Here is a 15,854-nt window from a genome sequence, read left to right on the forward strand (position 1 = left end):
CCAGGCGCTGCATATCTTGTGGCAAACACCTGTCAGCCCTGATGCTATCCCTGTGGGAGCTGGCTTGCCTGCGATGGGCCGCGATGCGGCCCCGGCTATCTCAGATCAGACCTTGAACTTTGCCACCATGCCATTCAGGTCCACGGCAAGGCGCGACAGGTCCTGCGCTGCCGCACTGGTCTGGTTGGCCCCCGCCGAGGTCTGCATGGCCAGGTCACGGATATTCACCAGGTTGCGGTCCACCTCACGGGCCACCTGCGCCTGTTGTTCCGAGGCACTGGCTATCACCAGGTTACGCTGGTTGATCGAGGCCATCGCTTCGGCAATCACCTCCAGCGCCTGCCCGGCGCCCTCGGCCACTTCCAGCGTGCCCGTGGCACGCCCCTGGCTGCTGTGCATCGCGGTCACCGCGCGCTCGGTGCCGTTCTGGATCCCGGCAATCATCTGCTCGATTTCGGCCGTCGACTGCTGGGTACGGTGGGCGAGGGCACGAACTTCGTCCGCCACCACCGCAAAGCCACGGCCTGCCTCACCGGCGCGGGCGGCTTCGATGGCGGCGTTGAGCGCCAGCAGGTTGGTCTGCCCGGCAATTGCACCGATCACATCCAGCACCCGGCTGATCTCGTTGGCATTGCTGGCCAGCTGTTCGATTTCGCTGGAAGTGCCGGTCACGTCCGCCACCAGGTGCTGGATGGAGGCCAGCGCCTGGTTGACCCGGTCGCGGCCATCGCGGGTAGTCTGGTCGGCACCTCTGGAGGCGTCTGCGGTGCTCACCGCATTGTTGGCCACTTCCTCGACCGCCGCGGTCATCTGGTTGACGGCCGTGGCCGCCTGGTCGATTTCGGCACTTTGCTGGTGCAAGCCGCGGCTGGTGTCTTCGGTGACGGTGTGCAGCTCTTCGGACGCCGAGGCCAGCTGGTCGGACGAGGCGGCTATTTGCCGAATGGTGTCGCGCAGGCTGGTCTGCATGCGGCTCAACGCGCGCAGTAGCAAGGCCGGCTCGTCGCGGCCCACCACCTGGATTTCGCGAGTCAGGTCGCCGGTGGCCACGCGTTCAGCCACGGCCACGGCCTCGGCCAACGGCCGCACGATACTGCGGGTGAGCAGGGTGGCGATGGCGGCAAGCGCCAGCACAATCACCAACAGCGCGCCTATCAGCGCCTGGAACGCTTCGTCAGCCACATCGCTGCTGCGCTGCGAGGCTTGCTCGGCACTTGTGCCGTTGTAGGCAATCAGCGCGGTCATGGCCTGCATCATGCTATCGGCGCTTTGGGTCAGCGGCCCGCTGATCAGTTGCCTGGCGTCGTCCATCCGCCCGCTGGTGAGCCCCTGCAGCACACGCCCCTGTACGTCGGAATACTGCTGATGGGCAGTCATGAAAGCGTTGAACAGGTTTTGGTCATCGGTGGCAGCCACCATGCCAGCGTAATGCTTCAAGCCCTTGGAAAGCTCGATGTTGATGCTGTCCAGCATCTGCAGGTTGCGCTTGCGATCATCGCTGTTGTCGTCGAGCGCGGCACGTAACGTAAGGGCGCGGGCGCGGCCCAGGTCGGTGCTGATTCCACTGAGGGCTACCACTGCCGGCATCCAGGTCACCCGGATCTCGTCCGTAGCGCTGTCCATCTGCCGGGTTTCGTAAAGTGCGATCAGGCCCATCATCAGCACCAGAACGCCCAACAGGGTGAATGCGCATGCTGCGCGAATGCCGATCTTCAAATTCCTCAACTGCATGAAGTACTCCTTGATGGTGGCGTGCAGGCCTCGAGAACGCAGGCGGCTACCGGTGTCACCGCAGTGGCGCCAGGCTCCGGATGCACCGCAAAGTCGGTTGTAGATCTCACCCTCTTTACTGTTTTTGGATGCGATGATGCCATATGGCCATCATTCTTGAACAGGCATTCAAGTTACGGGATCTGCTGATAAACCCAAGGAAAATTGTCGGTTTTATCCGGGAAATCAGCTTCAACGTGGCGCCTCGCAAGCCGGCTTGCGGCGCAGTAGAGCCGCTTAACGCCCTTCGTGGCCGCGCCGGTAGGCCCCTGGCTGTATGCCTACTGCCTTGGCGAAGGCCCGGGTAAAAGCGGCCACCGATTGGTACCCCACCTGTGCACCCACTTGCTCCACCGTGTTGCCCGCCTGCAGCAACCGGCAAGCATGGCGCATACGCAACGCCAGCAGCACTTGGCCTGGCGACTGCCCGGCCAGCTCGCTGAAGCGTTTGAAGAAAGCCGAGCGCGACAACCCGGTGCAGGCCGCCATGCTCTCCAGTGTCCAGGCTTGGCCGGGTTGCTCGATCAGTTGCTCGAGCAACCCGGCGAACGCCGGCTGCCGAGCAAGCGCGATCAGCCCGCCCAGGGGCTGCCCGGCATGCACTTGCTGGCGCAGTGCATACAGAAAGAGCAAGTGCGTCAGGCGCTCCAGAAAGGTTTGCGAAGGCCCGGTTTGGCGTTGGCATTCGTCCAGGATAAGCCCGAACAACGCCCCCGCCGCGCTCCCGGCGGGGTCTTCGGCACGCAGCAGGATCCAGTCGGCCAGGCCCTCGACAATCAGCGAAGACAAACCCGACTGGAAACGGAAGAAGCCACAGACCAGGCCGACCCCATCGCTGGCGTCGCCGTCCAGCGCCTGCATGGTTTGACGCGGTTGCGCACAGGCGCCTGCCGCGTCCTGGTCGCTGGACAGGCGATAACCCAGGTCGCGCAACAGGAACACGGCGTCGCCTTTTTTCAGGCACACCGGCTGCGCCTGGCCGTCGAGGTGCAGCCAGCAATCGCCCTGCACCACCAAGTGGAAGCTGGCACGGCCCATACCCTGGGTGCTGGCGTGCCAGCCGCCACAGTAGCGGCCGACATGAAACAGGCTGGCATCCAGCTCCAGGCCTTCTAATAACCAATCGACGAGCGCGGCGGACGAAATCATCTAATGCAAAGACTCAGGAGCAAGGAAAGGCGACTGATGAATATGGAGGGTACTTCTTATAACCACCAGACTGTAGTGACATCCATCAGGGAGACCACTCCATGTCCTCGCGCATTACCTTACACACCCTGGAAAGCGCCCCGGAAGCAGCGCGCCCGTTCCTTGAGAACGCGCAGAAGAATTCGGGCTTCATCCCCAACCTGCTCGGCGTGCTGGCCAACGCGCCAGCGGCACTGGAAACCTACGTGACCGTTTCGGCATTGAACGGCAAGTCCGACCTGAGCCTGGCCGACCGCGAAGTGGTGCAACTGATTGCCGCCACCCAGCATGGCTGTGATTTCTGTGTGGCGGGGCACACCGCCGTGGCGTTGAACAAGGCCAAGCTGCCGCAGGAGGTGGTCGATGCCCTGCGGGCCCGCGGCGAGCTGCCCAATGCCCGTTACGAAGCCCTGGCCGCCTTCGCCCGTGAAGTGATCGCGACCCGCGGCAATGTGAGCCAGGCCACCTACCAGGCATTCCGGGATGCCGGCTTCAGCGAAGGCAATGCGCTGGAAGTGATTCTTGGCGTGAGCCTCGCAACCCTGTGCAACTTTGCTAATGTGTTCGCCCAAACGCCGCTCAATGACGAGCTTGGCAAGTACCGCTGGCAGCCCACTGCATGATCTGCCCCTGCTAGCGGCGGTACAGCGGTAGTTGTAGGAGCGGCCATGTGCCGCAAAGGGGCCGCCAGGCGGCCCGGCGTTCTCAAAGGAGCAAGACCATGCAGGATTGTGCATTTCGACAGTGGCTGGATGCCAATGCCGAGGCCATAGATCGGGGCCTGTGCGAGCCGCAGCACGTGCTGGCGCAAATTGCCGAATCGCAACTGCTGCGCGTGGGCGTCGACCCGGCCCTGGGCGGTACGGGCGGGCAGGTGACCGACGCCGTCGAGGCCATCGCTGCCATTGCCAGCCGCTCGCTGGCTGCCGCTTTCGTATGTTGGGGCCAGCGCGCCTTTATCGAGTACCTGTTGCAAAGCCCCAACCAGCCGCTGCGCGCGCGCTTGCTGCCACAGCTGCTGGCCGGCGAGCTGGCCGGTGCCACCGGCCTGTCCAATGCCATGAAGTTCCTCTCTGGCATCGAAGCCCTGCAAGTGCGCGGCCGCCCGGCGGGCGATGGCTGGCACCTGGAGGGCCGCCTGCACTGGGTGACCAACCTGCGCAAGAGTGGGTTCGTGGTAGCGGCGGCCATCGAGGACGACGCGGGCGGTGCTCCGTTCGTACTGGCCATTCCTTCGGATGCCCAGGGCCTGCATCGTTCCGACGACTTGCAACTGATGGGCTTGCAGTCGAGCAACACCGCTGCCTTGGCCTTCCACCAGGTGCCGCTGGCACGTGACTGGTTGCTGCACGACAATGCCCGCGTGTTCCTGCCGCAGGTACGCCCGGCCTTCCTGGGGTTGCAGTGCGGCATGGCCATTGGCCTGGCGCGCCGGGCACTGGACGAAGTGCAGGCCCACCTGCAGGGGCGTGCCTCATTCCTGGACGAAGCCCGCCAGGTGCTCAGCGAGCGCCTGGAGAATACCGTCAGCGAACTCAAGCAAGGTTTGCTCGATGGCCGCTTCCTGCAACAACCGGCGGCTTTGTTCAAGCTGCGCATCACCCTGGCCGAAAGTGCCGCCGACGCGGTGCATCTGGAATTGCAGGCCAGTGGTGGCAAAGCCTACCTCAGCGAGTATGGCGAAGGTTTTGCCCGCCGCTGGCGCGAATCGGCGTTCTTGCCGATCGTCACGCCCAGCCTGGTGCAACTGCGGGCCGAGCTGCACCGCCAGGCAGGCGCCGCATGAGTGCAATGTTGCTCGAAGCCCGTGACATCAGCCTGGGCTACCCGGGCGAGGGCGGCTGGCAGCAAGTGCTGGCGCAGTTCGACCTGCAGTTGGGGCGCGGCGAGGTGGTGAGCATTCTGGGCCCCAGCGGCGTTGGCAAGTCCAGCCTGTTGCGGGTATTGGCCGGCCTGCAGCAGCCGGGTGGTGGCAGCGTGCGGCTGCATGGCCAGCCGCTGCAGGGCCCACACCCGCGCCTGGCGGTAGCCTTCCAGGACCCCAGCCTGCTGCCTTGGCTGAGCCTGGAGAAAAACGTCGCCTTCGGCCTGGACTTCGCCCGCCAGCCCAAGCTGGCGGCTGCCGAACGCCGTGCACGTATCGACCACGCTATCGCCGCCGTGGGCCTGGGCCACGCCCGCAGCCACTACCCGGCGCAGCTGTCTGGCGGCATGGCCCAGCGGACCGCGCTGGCCCGTTGCCTGGCACGGCAGCCGGAAGTGCTGTTGCTCGACGAACCGTTCGGCGCGCTGGATGAAGTCACCCGTGCCGACATGCAGCAATTGCTGCTGCAATTGATCGCCACCCACAACACGGCGGCGGTGCTGATCACCCACGATATCGACGAAGCCCTGTTGCTGTCCGACCGTGTGCTGCTGCTGGGCGACCATCCAGCGCACATCCTCGGCCAGTGGCACATCGGCCTGCCGCAGCCGCGCACGCAGCGGGTAGAAGAACTGGGCGCCCTGCGCATTGAAATCCTCAAGACGCTCCGGCGAGCAAGCCGCACGGTCGAACCCACCCCAACCCCCCAGGCCTCGGAGGCTGTCCATGTGCATGGATGACTGTTGTTCCTCGTCTTCACGACGTGATTTTCTCAAGCTGGGCGCCATGCTCACCGCCGCCGGTGCACTGCCGTTGCTGTCGAGCCTGCAGGCCCGCGCCGCTGCCGAGCCGGACGCGCCGGTACGTATCGGCTACCTGCCGATCACCGACGCCACGCCCTTGCTGGTGGCGCACAACAACGGCCTGTTCGAAGCCGAGGGTATCAAGGCCGAACGCCCGGTATTGCTGCGCAGCTGGGCACAGGTGATCGAGGCGTTCATTTCTGGTCAGGTGAACGTCATTCACCTGCTGTCGCCAATGACCGTGTGGGCGCGCTATGCCAGCAAGGTGCCGGCCAAGGTGGTGGCGTGGAACCACGTGGGCGGTTCGGGCCTGACAGTCGCCCCCGACATCACAGACATGAAGCAACTGGGTGGCAAGACCGTGGCCATACCCTTCTGGTACTCGATCCATAACGTCGTGCTGCAGCAGATGCTCAACGACAACGGCCTGACACCGGTGTCGAAGCCGGCCAGTGCGGCGTTGGCAGACAATGAAGTGAACCTGCTGGTGTTGCCGCCCTCCGACATGCCACCGGCCCTGGCCAGCAAGCGCATAGCCGGTTACATCGTCGCCGAGCCGTTCAACGCCCTGGCCGAGAACCTCAAGGTTGGCCGCGTGCAGCGCTTCACGGGCGATGTCTGGCGCAACCATGCCTGCTGCGTGGTGTTCATGCACGAACACGACCTCGACAACCGCCCCGAGTGGTCGCAGAGGGTGGTCAATGCCATCGTCAAGGCCCAGCACTGGACCCGCGACCACCGCGCTGAAGCAGCAGCCTTGCTGTCGCGTGCTGGCGCCAACAAGTACACGCCCCATGACCCGGCGGTGCTGGCCAAGGTCCTTGCCCCGGCGGCCGAGGACCGTGCCGGCTATATCGCCAGCGGCGCCATTCGCCACCAGCAGTGGGACGAAAAGCGCATCGATTTCCAGCCTTACCCGTTCCCGAGCTACACCGAAGCACTGGTCAAGCGCTTGCAGCAGACCCTGATCGAAGGCGACCACGCGTTCCTCGCCGGCTTGGACCCGGCGCAGACTGCCCGCGACCTGGTGGATGACCGTTTCGTGCGTAACGCCATTGCCGCCGTGGGCGGGCCCTCGGTGTTCGGCATAGCCGACAACTACGAGCGCAGCGAGGAGTTCGCCGTCTGATGCGTACGCACGTAGTACATGCCGGGCTTGGCCTGGCCGGGTTGCTGGGCTTGCTGGCACTGTGGTGGGCCGGGGTCGCCGTGTTCGGCCAGGCCGATGGCCTGTCGGCCCGGTTTGCACCGCAGGCCACGTTGGCCAGCCTGGTCGAGCTGTTGGGGCAGGGCGAGGTCTACGGGCATATCTGGATCAGCCTCAAGCGCATCCTGGTGGGTTTGTTGCTGGCGTTGCTGATCGGTGTGCCGTTGGGGTTGCTGGTAGGTAGCTACCGGCACCTGGAGGCGGCGACCACGCCGGCATTCCAGTTCCTGCGCATGATCTCGCCGTTGTCGTGGATGCCGGTGGTGGTGATGCTGATGGGCGTGGGTGACCAGCCGATCTACTTTTTGCTGGCGTTCGCTGCGTTGTGGCCGATCCTGCTCAACACCGCCGCCGGGGTGCGGCAACTGGACCCGCGCTGGCTGCAGTTAAGCCGCAGCCTGAGTGCCACGCGCTGGGAAACCTTGTGCAAGGTGATCGTGCCGGGGGTGATAGGCCATGTGCTGACGGGCGTGCGCCTGGCCATCGGGATTTTGTGGATCGTGCTGGTGCCCTGCGAAATGCTGGGCGTCAGTGCAGGGCTGGGCTATTTCATTCTCGATACCCGCGACCGCCTGGCGTACTCCGAGCTGATGGCCATGGTGCTGTTGATCGGTGTGCTGGGCTTTCTGCTCGATGCCCTGGCGCGCGGGCTGCACCGGCGCTGGGTGCATGGCTGAGCCGCCGGGCCGCGCCGAGCTTGAGCGGTGCGGCCCTGAGCGTTGTGCTTGACGGTGCGATCAGTGCACGTGCTGGCGCTGGCGCACACACTCCTGCGCCTGTGCGGTCAGCGCGTCCAGCCGCTCGTCGCGCATCTGCTCCGCTTCGATCATCGCATCCTCGCCTTGCTGGTTGAGCAGGTAGGTATGAATCTGCAGCACCTCGGCGGTCTGGTAGATGGGGGCGATGTCCAGGCGGCCGATCAGTGCCCCGCTGGCCTGGCCGGTGCTGCTCATCAGCACCTGCGGACCCTTGGCGGCCACCACCTGCATACCCATGGCTTCGAACCACGGTACCTGGTTGGCGAAGGCGTTCAGCTCGACGCAGGCATGGCGCGCCTGCAGGTCGCCCAGCAGCGCCCGGGCGATGCCCTGGCGCCGATGGCTGGCGCGTACGGCCATGAATGCCAGGGCACAGGCCTGCTCATCGTCCTCGGCGGGTAGCGACAAGGCAAAGCCCAACAACTGGTCAGGCGCTTCGGCATCCAGTGCCAGGGTCAGTGCCACGGCCAGGCCGCGAGTGCCGTCCAGGGCTTGCAGGTACTGGTGCACCTCCATGCCGACGCCGTACTGGTACAGCGGGTACAGCGGGTTGTCTGCAGTGATCGCGACACTGCTCAATTCACCGACGTTGTGAATCACCAGCTCGCGGATCTGGTTCTGGAAAGACTCGGGCGGCACGCTGTCAAGGCGGCTCAGGATGAACATCGGGGGGCAGGCTCCGGCGGTTGGACTGTACAGCCCGCACCGGGAGGGCGCGGGCTGTACAGTCTAACCGGTTTTGACCCATCAGCCGCGTGCCTGTAGTGCGCCGAGCATCAAGTCCAGGTTTTGCACCGCCGCGCCCGACGCGCCTTTGCCCAGGTTGTCGAAGATGGCGGTAAGCAGCACCTGGCCGTGTTCAGGGTTGGCGTACAGCGCCAGGCGCAGGTCGTTGCTGTCGTTCAGGGCTTCAGGGTCGAGGTTGGCCGCGCCACCTTGTTGGTGCAGGGGCATTACCTGAACATGGCGGGCTCCCTGGTAATGCTGTTCCAGGCAGGCTTGCAGCTGTTCGGCGCTGACCTGCCCGGGCAGCAGGCGCAATTGCAGCGGGATGCTCAGCACGATGCCCTGGCGGTAGGCGCCGTAGCCAGGCATGAACAGGGGCCGTGCCGAGAGCCCGGCGTGCTGCTGGATCTCGGGCACATGCTTGTGCGCCAGGTCCAGGCCGTACAGCTGCAAGGCCGGGGCTTTGTCGGCAGCGGGCTGTTCATGCCGTTCTACCGCCGCGCGGCCGCCGCCGGAGTAGCCGGAAATGGCGTGGATGTTCAGCGGGTAATCGGCAGGCAGCAGGCCGGCCTTGACCAGCGGGCGCAGCAACGCGATGGCGCCCGTGGGGTAGCAGCCGGGGTTGCTGACGCGCTTGCTTTGGGCAATGCGTTCGGCTTGGTGCGGGTCCAGTTCGAGCAGGCCATACACCCAGCCTGGGCTGGTGCGGTGTGCCGAGCTGGCGTCGATCACCCGCACCTGCGGGTTGTGGATGGCGGCCACCGCTTCGCGCGCGGCGGCATCGGGCAGGCACAGCAGGGCGATGTCGGCGCTGTTGATCGCCTCGCCACGCCGTTGAGGGTCTTTGCGTTCGGCTTCGGGCAGGGTCAGCAGGCGCAAGTCGCAGCGGCCTTGGAGGCGAGCGTGGATCTGCAGGCCGGTGGTGCCTTGGTCGCCGTCGATGAAGACAACAGGGGTATGCATGGTCGGGGTCCGGGTTGGGGAGGGGAAGGCCTATGTTCGCGGGTGGCGTTGCTAAAGAAAATTTGAATATCATGATCAGCGCATTCAGATTTTCTGAATGATGTGCTGGCCTTCTGGCGGTCAACCTACCCCTGAAAGCTGCCTTGGCATTCAGCCGTCAGTCTTTGTTTTGTGAGGAAGCCGCAGCGACCATGCGTGAAATCAGCCTCGACCGCCTGCGTACGCTGGTGGTCATCAGCGACCTGGGTTCATTTGCCGAGGCGGCTCGCCAGCTCAACCTGGCGCCGCCCACCATCAGCCTGCACGTGGCCGAGCTGGAGGCGCGCGTCGGCGCCCCGTTGCTCAACCGTACCCGCGGCCAGGTACGGCCCACGGCCATCGGTGAAACGCTGCTGGCCCGCGCCCGCCGCTTGCTGGCCGACGCGGACCTGGCGTTGGACGAAGTTCGCCGCCAGGTGCAGGGCCTGAGCGGCCGGGTACGCCTGGGGGCCTCGACCGGGGCCATCGCCCACCTGCTGCCACAGGCGTTGGCCGCCTTAGGGGTGGAGCATCCGGGGATCGATGTGCAAGTGCAGGTGCTCACTTCGCAAGCGTCGCTGGCGCGTTTGCGCGAGGGCACCCTGGATGTCGCGGTGGTGGCGTTGCCGCAGGTGGCGGTCAAGGGGCTGGCCGTAACACCCTGGCGGCGCGACCCGATCCTGGCCTACGTGCCGACCGACTGGCAGCCCCCGGCCAAGGTCACGCCGGCCTGGCTGGCGCAACGGGCGTTGATCCTGAATGACAGCAGTACCCAGCTGTCGCGGGTGACTAACGAGTGGTTTGCGGCGGCGGGGTTGCACCCCGAGCCGCGTATCGAGCTGAACTACAACGATGCCATCAAGAAGCTGGTCGGTGCCGGGTATGGCGCGACATTGCTGCCGCAGGAGGGGGAGGCCGCCGAGCTTGATCAGCGCATTGCCCACCGGCCGCTGCGGCCCGGGCTGTGGCGGCAGTTGGGTATCGCCTGCCGGGAAGGGCAGGTGGAGCGCGCTACCGCGTTCGTGCTGCAGGCGCTGGAGCGGCTGCGCCAGTAGCGCCCGCCAATGGTTTCAACCAACCGTTTCGTGCAGGGCCAGGCTCTGGCGTAATTGCGCCAGCATGGCCAGGCGCAGCGCCTTGGGGGCCTGCACGCGGATAGCGCCGGCCTGGGACAGCAGCCAGCTCATCAGCGCCCGGTTGTCGTCTACCGTGGCCACCAGCACAGCGCCACCGTCGCCTTGCGCGGTCAGTTGCATGTCGGCCGACAGCGGCGCCTGCTCCAGGCGCCGGGCAAGGGCGTCATCGACCCAGGCGCGCAGCTCCACCTGGGCCGCCGGGCATAGCGCGTCGGGTTGCAACTGGTGCGCTTGCTCCAGGCTCAGGCCCGGTTGCCAGTACCAGCCATAGGGCATGCCCTTGCTGTTGCATTGCAGCGGGAACAGGGCGGCCAGTTCGACCAGGTCGCGCTCTACGGTACGCTTGCTGGTGGTGTGGCCCACGCCGCTCAGGGCGCGTTGCAACTGGGTAGAGCTCACGCCCGGGTGGCGCCCTGGCAGCAGCTTGAGCAATTGCCACTGGCGGGCAATGGTATGGCGGGTAGGGTGGCTGGGCAAAGGGTTCGTCCTTGAAGGCAGGCATCGCGCCGGCCTGGGTGATGGCATTTAGCTATATGTCAGCATACCCTTTCCCCTGATCGGATCCAAGTTGCACTACAAGGCGGCCAAGGCCACCGGCGCGATGCGCGCTTGGCAGCGCCGGTGATGGCGCTGCAGGTCAGTCAAGGCGCTGTTGCAGCCCCTCGATGAACACCTGTTCGGCCCGGCTGAAGCGCTGGTCCCGGTTCCACAACAGGTGAATGTCCACATCGGCAATGCCCTCCAGCGGGTGCAGCTTCCACAGCAGCCCAGCTGCAACATCCGGCGCTACCACGTGCTCGGGCAGGCAGCCGATGCCGAACCCGGCAATTACCAGGCGGCGCACTTCCTCAAGGCTGGGTGACGAGGCCACGATGCGCCCGGCAAAGCCCTGCTGGTCGCGGAAAATGGTCAGTGGCGACAACATGCCTCCAATCTGGTCGCTGGTGAAGCTGACGAAGTTCTCCCGCTGCAAGTCGCCCTCGGCCTGGCCGAACAGTGCATGGTGCTTGCCACAGAAGAACGCGTAACGCTGGCGCAGGAACAGCCGTTGCTCCAGCCTGGGCTGGGCCCGCCGGTTCAAGCTCAAGCCTGCGCTGGCAGTTTTCTCTTGCAAGGCTGCGACGATGTCGGAGCTGCGCATCACGTCGATTTCCAGGTCCACCCGTGGGTGTTGGCGATGGAAGTCGGCCAGGAAGTCGTCGAAGCGGTCGCTGACGATGCGGCTGATCATCAGCAAGCGCACCTTGCCCACCAGTTCGTCGGTGGGCTGCGCCAGCAGGCTGCCGATCTGCGACATCTGCCCGTACACCTCGCCGGCCAGCTGGAACAGCTGTTCGCCCATTTCGGTCAGCACGAAACGCGGCCCACGACGGGCGATGAGTTGGCGGCCAAGCTGTTCTTCCAGGCGCTTCAAGGCCTGGCTGACTGCCGGCTGGGTGAGATGCAGGCGGGCAGCGGCGCGGCTGATTGACAGTTCCTGGCCAATGACGCGGAAGGTACGCAGCAGGTTCCAGTCGAGGCGGTCGTTGAGCAGGCGGTCAGACATGGCAAGGCTCTATGATAAGCAGGGTTAATAGTTGGAATAATAAATAGAAAATTGACTAATCATAGCCCTGGCCCGATAAATCATAGGCATTGAGGCCCACAAGCCAAGCGCCGTCAGAGCGCGACCGTGAATTCCCGTCACTCCTGCCAGAACAACAAGCAAAGGAGCCCCCATGAAGCCCGCCACTTGCGCCCAGCCACGCCGTGCCGCTGCCGCCGCTTTCATCGGTACCATGATCGAATGGTACGACTTTTACATCTATGCCACCGCCGCGGCCCTGGTGTTCGGTGCCTTGTTCTTCCCCTCCGATGACAGCCTGTTCAGCACCATGGCAGCGTTTGGTACCTTCGCCGTGGGCTTTTTCGCCCGGCCGCTGGGCGGAATCGTCTTCGGCCATGTGGGCGACCGTATCGGCCGCAAGAAATCGCTGGTCATCACCTTGCTGATGATGGGCATCGTCACGGTGTGCATCGGCCTGTTGCCGACCTATGCGCAAATCGGCGCCAGCGCGCCGGTGCTGCTGGTGCTGCTGCGCATCGTCCAGGGCATTGCGGTGGGCGGCGAGTGGGGCGGGGCCGTGCTGATGGCCGGCGAGCATGCCCCCAAAGGGCGGCGCAACTTCTTCGCCTCGTTCGCCCAGCTCGGCAGCCCGGCGGGCCTGATTCTGTCACTGCTGGCTTTTGGCGCGGTCACCCGCCTTCCGGAAGAAGACCTGATGAGCTGGGGTTGGCGCGTGCCGTTCCTGGCCAGCGCCTTGCTGCTGTTGGTCGGCCTGGCCATTCGCCTGGGGGTGAACGAGTCGCCCGAGTTCATCGCCAGCCGCGAGCAGGCAGAAACGGCCCGGCGCAAGGAGCAGGCCCCGGTCTTCGAGGTGCTGCGCAGCGCCTGGCGCCCGCTGTTGCTGTGCATCGGTGCCAACACCCTGGGCATTGCCGGGGTCTACTTCACCAATACCTTCATGATCAGCTACACCACCCAGCAGCTGCACCTGGAGCGCTCGCTGATCCTGGAGTGCCTGTTCTTCGTGGCGATCATCCAGTTTTGCGTGCAGCCCTTGGCTGCCTGGCTGTCGGAAAAGCTCGGCGCCACTCGCTTTCTGGCCTTGGTGGCCATGCTGGCCATGGCCTCGCCTTACCCTATGTTCACCCTGGTCAGCTCGGGCCAAGGCCCGTTGATCGTGCTCGGCATCGCCTTGGCCGCTGCTTGCATGGCCTCGTTCTACGCGGTCATCGCAGGCTACGTCAGCGGCATGTTCGACACCCGTGTGCGCTATACCGCCATTTCCCTGGCCTACCAGGTGTGTGGCGCCATCGCCGGGGGCCTGACCCCGTTGATCGGCACCTGGCTGGCCCACCATTTCACAGGGCAGTGGTGGCCGATGGCAGTGTTCTACACGCTGATCGCCACCCTTTCGCTGGTCTGCGTGCTTGCCCTGGCGCGCCAGTACGCGCGCAGCCAGCAGCTTGAGCTGGCCTGAGCGAACCGATTCATTCTGGAGTACCTGCACATGTTGAAAAGCAATGGCGAACGCCTGTGGGCGAGCTTGATGGCCATGGCCGAAATCGGCGCCACCGCACGCGGTGGCAGCTGCCGCCTGGCCCTCAGCGACGAAGACAAGGCTGGCCGTGAGCTGTTCAGCCACTGGTGCCGCGAAGCGGGCCTGACGCTGAGCGTGGATGCCATCGGCAACCTGTTCGCGCGCCGCCCTGGCACCGACCCCGACGCCGCCCCGGTGATGATTGGCAGCCACCTGGATACCCAGCCGGAGGGCGGCCGTTTCGACGGTGTCTATGGCGTGCTGGCCGGGCTGGAGGTGGTGCGCCGCCTCGACGAGTTGGGCATCAGCACCCGCAAGCCGCTGGAGCTCGCGGTGTGGACCAACGAGGAAGGCGCCCGGTTTACCCCGGCGATGTTCGGTTCGGCCGTGTTCACCGGCACCCTGGCGCTGGAGCAAGCCTTGGCCATACGCGATGCGCAAGGCATCAGCGTCGCCGAAGCGTTGCAGCGTACCGGTTACGCTGGCCAGCGGCCGCTGGGCGGGCCGGTGGATGCCTATTTTGAAGCGCATATCGAGCAAGGCCCGATCCTTGAAGATAACGCCAAGGCCATTGGTGTGGTCAGCGGTGGCCAGGCTATTCGTTGGCTGGATGTGACCGTCGAAGGCATGGCCGCACATGCCGGCACCACGCCGATGCCGTTGCGCAAGGACGCCTTGTACGGCGCGGCGCAGATGATTCAGGCGCTCGAGCGGCTGGCGGCAGACTATGCCCCCGAGGCGCTGACCACTGTCGGCGAGCTGACCATCGCCAAGTCGTCACGCAACACCATCCCCGGGGTATTGCAATTCACGGTGGACCTACGCCACCACCGCGATGAAACCATCGAGGCCATGGAGCGCGACCTGACCCTGGCGCTGCAGGCCATCGCCCGCCAGCGCGGTTTGCAGGTGCGCATCGAGCGGCACTGGGTCAGCCCGGCCACGCCGTTCGACGTGGACTGTGTGGCCGCTGTTCAGCAAGCGGTAGATGCCCTGGGTTATGCGGAGCAGTCGATCGTCAGTGGCGCTGGGCACGATGCCATCCTGTTGGCCCGCTATTGCCCGACGGCGATGGTGTTCATTCCCTGCATCGGCGGCCTCAGCCACAACGAAGCCGAGGATGTGCTGCCCGACGATGCCCGCCAGGGTGCCGATGTATTGCTCAATGCCGTGCTGGCCCGCGCCGGCCGTGTCGAACCAGGAGAAGCCTGATGCGTTGCTACTTCCACCCTGAGCAATTGCTGCATCACCCGCGCAGCTACTACTCGCGTGGCGCCATGCGCCCCCCCCAGGAAGTGCCCGAGCGCGCCCAGCGCCTGCTGCAGGCTGCCAGGAACCTTGGCTTCGACATCCGCCAGCCAGAGGATGCTGGCCTGCAGCCGCTGGCGGCGGTGCATGGCGAGGCCTACCTGGCCTTCCTCGAAGAAGCCCATGCGCGCTGGAAGGAAGTGCCCGAGGACTGGGGCGACGAGGTCATGTCGAACATCTTCGTGCGTGAGCCCAACGCCTTGCGTGGCATTCTCGCCCAGGCCGCGCGCTACCTGGCCGATGGCAGTTGCCCGGTAGGCGAGCGTACCTGGCATTCGGCCTACTGGTCCGCGCAGAGCGCGGTAGCTGGCGCCAAGGCCATTGCCGAGGGTGAGCCCGCGGCCTACGCGCTGTGCCGGCCACCGGGGCACCATGCGCGGTTCGATGCGGCGGGTGGCTTCTGTTACATCAACAACGCTGCCGTCGCTGCCCAGGCCTTGCGCGGCCGCTACAGCCGGGTGGCGGTGCTCGACACCGACATGCACCACGGGCAAGGCATCCAGGAAATCTTCTACGACCGGCGCGATGTGCAGTATGTGTCGGTGCACGGCGACCCGACCAACTTCTACCCAGGCGTAGCCGGGTTCGAGGACGAGCGCGGCCGTGGTGAGGGGGAGGGGTACAACCTCAACCTGCCGATGCCCCACGGCGCCAGCGAAGCGGACTTCCTGAGCCGGCTGGACACCGCACTGGCTGCGGTGAAGGATTTTGATGCGCAAGTGTTGGTGTTGTCGCTGGGCTTCGACATTTATGAGCTGGACCCCCAGAGCAAGGTGGCGGTGACGACCGAGGGCTTTGCCGTGTTGGGCGAGCGTATCCGCGCATTGCGCTTGCCATGCCTGATTGTGCAGGAGGGCGGGTACCATCTGCAGAGCCTGGAGGCGAATGCTCGGGCGTTTTTTGCTGACAAAGCGGATTGGCGGTGAGTGCTACCACGCTGTTTATTTCGGGGATGAACCCCACAGGGATCGCATCAGGGCTGACAGGTGGTTGCCATAAGATATGCAGCGCCTGTTAGATCGAGCGCCGC

General features: G+C 65.2%; 15 protein-coding genes. 9 read left to right on the top strand and 6 right to left on the bottom strand.

Features of this window, described 5'->3' with window-relative positions:
• Positions 1 to 105 precede the first annotated feature (105 nt).
• Positions 106 to 1,731: a methyl-accepting chemotaxis protein gene (locus B3361_RS13480; protein WP_054903795.1), complete on the bottom strand. Its 1,626-nt coding sequence runs from the start codon at positions 1,729 to 1,731 to the stop codon at positions 106 to 108.
• A 276-nt stretch (positions 1,732 to 2,007) separates the two neighbouring features.
• Complete coding sequence (locus B3361_RS13485) at positions 2,008 to 2,919, bottom strand: AraC family transcriptional regulator (protein WP_054903796.1); 912 nt, start codon at positions 2,917 to 2,919, stop codon at positions 2,008 to 2,010.
• Positions 2,920 to 3,020: 101 nt separating this feature from the next.
• Here B3361_RS13485 and B3361_RS13490 point away from each other — a divergent pair, with 101 nt between their 5' ends.
• The 5 genes from B3361_RS13490 (at position 3,021) to B3361_RS13510 (ending at position 7,509) form a co-directional block, all read left to right on the top strand.
• On the top strand, positions 3,021 to 3,581 hold the full coding sequence (locus tag B3361_RS13490; RefSeq protein ID WP_009685599.1) for a carboxymuconolactone decarboxylase family protein: 561 nt from the start codon (positions 3,021 to 3,023) through the stop codon (positions 3,579 to 3,581).
• Positions 3,582 to 3,679: 98 nt separating this feature from the next.
• Entirely contained in the window at positions 3,680 to 4,744 is a 1,065-nt protein-coding gene (locus B3361_RS13495; protein WP_054903797.1) for an acyl-CoA dehydrogenase family protein, read from the top strand.
• A complete protein-coding gene (locus B3361_RS13500) occupies positions 4,741 to 5,562 on the top strand; it encodes an ABC transporter ATP-binding protein (RefSeq protein WP_054903798.1) in 822 nt (273 codons plus the stop codon). The genes B3361_RS13495 and B3361_RS13500 overlap by 4 nt, the downstream gene beginning before the upstream one ends.
• Positions 5,549 to 6,754 (top strand): ABC transporter substrate-binding protein, encoded by a 1,206-nt coding sequence (locus tag B3361_RS13505; protein ID WP_054903799.1) that lies wholly within the window; start codon positions 5,549 to 5,551, stop codon positions 6,752 to 6,754. Before B3361_RS13500 ends, B3361_RS13505 begins: the two co-directional genes overlap by 14 nt.
• A complete protein-coding gene (locus B3361_RS13510; protein WP_054903800.1) occupies positions 6,754 to 7,509 on the top strand; it encodes an ABC transporter permease in 756 nt (251 codons plus the stop codon). The genes B3361_RS13505 and B3361_RS13510 overlap by 1 nt, the downstream gene beginning before the upstream one ends.
• 60 nt (positions 7,510 to 7,569) lie before the next feature.
• Here B3361_RS13510 and B3361_RS13515 read toward each other — a convergent pair whose 3' ends face one another.
• The gene (locus B3361_RS13515) at positions 7,570 to 8,256 is read right to left on the bottom strand and encodes a GNAT family N-acetyltransferase (RefSeq protein WP_054903801.1); all 687 of its coding nucleotides are present in this window, start codon (positions 8,254 to 8,256) and stop codon (positions 7,570 to 7,572) included.
• Positions 8,257 to 8,337: 81 nt separating this feature from the next.
• Positions 8,338 to 9,279: an N-acetyl-gamma-glutamyl-phosphate reductase gene (gene argC, locus B3361_RS13520; protein ID WP_286920245.1), complete on the bottom strand. Its 942-nt coding sequence runs from the start codon at positions 9,277 to 9,279 to the stop codon at positions 8,338 to 8,340.
• A 191-nt stretch (positions 9,280 to 9,470) separates the two neighbouring features.
• On the opposite strand from argC, the gene B3361_RS13525 reads away from it, so the two are divergent.
• Entirely contained in the window at positions 9,471 to 10,352 is an 882-nt protein-coding gene (locus B3361_RS13525; RefSeq protein ID WP_054903803.1) for a LysR family transcriptional regulator, read from the top strand.
• A gap of 15 nt (positions 10,353 to 10,367) precedes the next feature.
• On the opposite strand, the gene B3361_RS13530 is transcribed toward B3361_RS13525, so the two are convergent.
• Complete coding sequence (locus B3361_RS13530; protein ID WP_054903804.1) at positions 10,368 to 10,910, bottom strand: WYL domain-containing protein; 543 nt, start codon at positions 10,908 to 10,910, stop codon at positions 10,368 to 10,370.
• A 160-nt stretch (positions 10,911 to 11,070) separates the two neighbouring features.
• Complete coding sequence (locus B3361_RS13535; RefSeq protein ID WP_054903805.1) at positions 11,071 to 11,979, bottom strand: LysR family transcriptional regulator; 909 nt, start codon at positions 11,977 to 11,979, stop codon at positions 11,071 to 11,073.
• 172 nt (positions 11,980 to 12,151) lie between these two features.
• On the opposite strand from B3361_RS13535, the gene B3361_RS13540 reads away from it, so the two are divergent.
• From B3361_RS13540 to B3361_RS13550, 3 genes are read left to right on the top strand one after another with little or no spacing between them, the layout of a single operon-like run.
• Positions 12,152 to 13,456, top strand: coding sequence for an MFS transporter (locus tag B3361_RS13540; RefSeq protein WP_054903806.1), 1,305 nt, complete (start codon positions 12,152 to 12,154; stop codon positions 13,454 to 13,456).
• Between the two features lie 30 nt (positions 13,457 to 13,486).
• Positions 13,487 to 14,728 (top strand): Zn-dependent hydrolase, encoded by a 1,242-nt coding sequence (locus tag B3361_RS13545; protein ID WP_154211179.1) that lies wholly within the window; start codon positions 13,487 to 13,489, stop codon positions 14,726 to 14,728.
• Positions 14,728 to 15,750: a histone deacetylase family protein gene (locus tag B3361_RS13550; protein WP_054903808.1), complete on the top strand. Its 1,023-nt coding sequence runs from the start codon at positions 14,728 to 14,730 to the stop codon at positions 15,748 to 15,750. The genes B3361_RS13545 and B3361_RS13550 overlap by 1 nt, the downstream gene beginning before the upstream one ends.
• Positions 15,751 to 15,854 lie beyond the last annotated feature (104 nt).

The organism is Pseudomonas sp. UBA6699 (assembly GCF_002454615.1).
In the GTDB taxonomy this organism is placed as follows: Bacteria; Pseudomonadota; Gammaproteobacteria; order Pseudomonadales; family Pseudomonadaceae; genus Aquipseudomonas; species Aquipseudomonas juntendi.

Coding starts and splice junctions, on each gene's coding strand:
- B3361_RS13480 (WP_054903795.1), bottom strand. CDS start 1,731: ATGCAGTTGAGGAATTTGAAGATCGGCATTCGCGCAGCATGCGCATTC.
- B3361_RS13485 (WP_054903796.1), bottom strand. CDS start 2,919: ATGATTTCGTCCGCCGCGCTCGTCGATTGGTTATTAGAAGGCCTGGAG.
- B3361_RS13490 (WP_009685599.1), top strand. CDS start 3,021: ATGTCCTCGCGCATTACCTTACACACCCTGGAAAGCGCCCCGGAAGCA.
- B3361_RS13495 (WP_054903797.1), top strand. CDS start 3,680: ATGCAGGATTGTGCATTTCGACAGTGGCTGGATGCCAATGCCGAGGCC.
- B3361_RS13500 (WP_054903798.1), top strand. CDS start 4,741: ATGAGTGCAATGTTGCTCGAAGCCCGTGACATCAGCCTGGGCTACCCG.
- B3361_RS13505 (WP_054903799.1), top strand. CDS start 5,549: ATGTGCATGGATGACTGTTGTTCCTCGTCTTCACGACGTGATTTTCTC.
- B3361_RS13510 (WP_054903800.1), top strand. CDS start 6,754: ATGCGTACGCACGTAGTACATGCCGGGCTTGGCCTGGCCGGGTTGCTG.
- B3361_RS13515 (WP_054903801.1), bottom strand. CDS start 8,256: ATGTTCATCCTGAGCCGCCTTGACAGCGTGCCGCCCGAGTCTTTCCAG.
- argC (WP_286920245.1), bottom strand. CDS start 9,279: ATGCATACCCCTGTTGTCTTCATCGACGGCGACCAAGGCACCACCGGC.
- B3361_RS13525 (WP_054903803.1), top strand. CDS start 9,471: ATGCGTGAAATCAGCCTCGACCGCCTGCGTACGCTGGTGGTCATCAGC.
- B3361_RS13535 (WP_054903805.1), bottom strand. CDS start 11,979: ATGTCTGACCGCCTGCTCAACGACCGCCTCGACTGGAACCTGCTGCGT.
- B3361_RS13540 (WP_054903806.1), top strand. CDS start 12,152: ATGAAGCCCGCCACTTGCGCCCAGCCACGCCGTGCCGCTGCCGCCGCT.
- B3361_RS13545 (WP_154211179.1), top strand. CDS start 13,487: ATGTTGAAAAGCAATGGCGAACGCCTGTGGGCGAGCTTGATGGCCATG.
- B3361_RS13550 (WP_054903808.1), top strand. CDS start 14,728: ATGCGTTGCTACTTCCACCCTGAGCAATTGCTGCATCACCCGCGCAGC.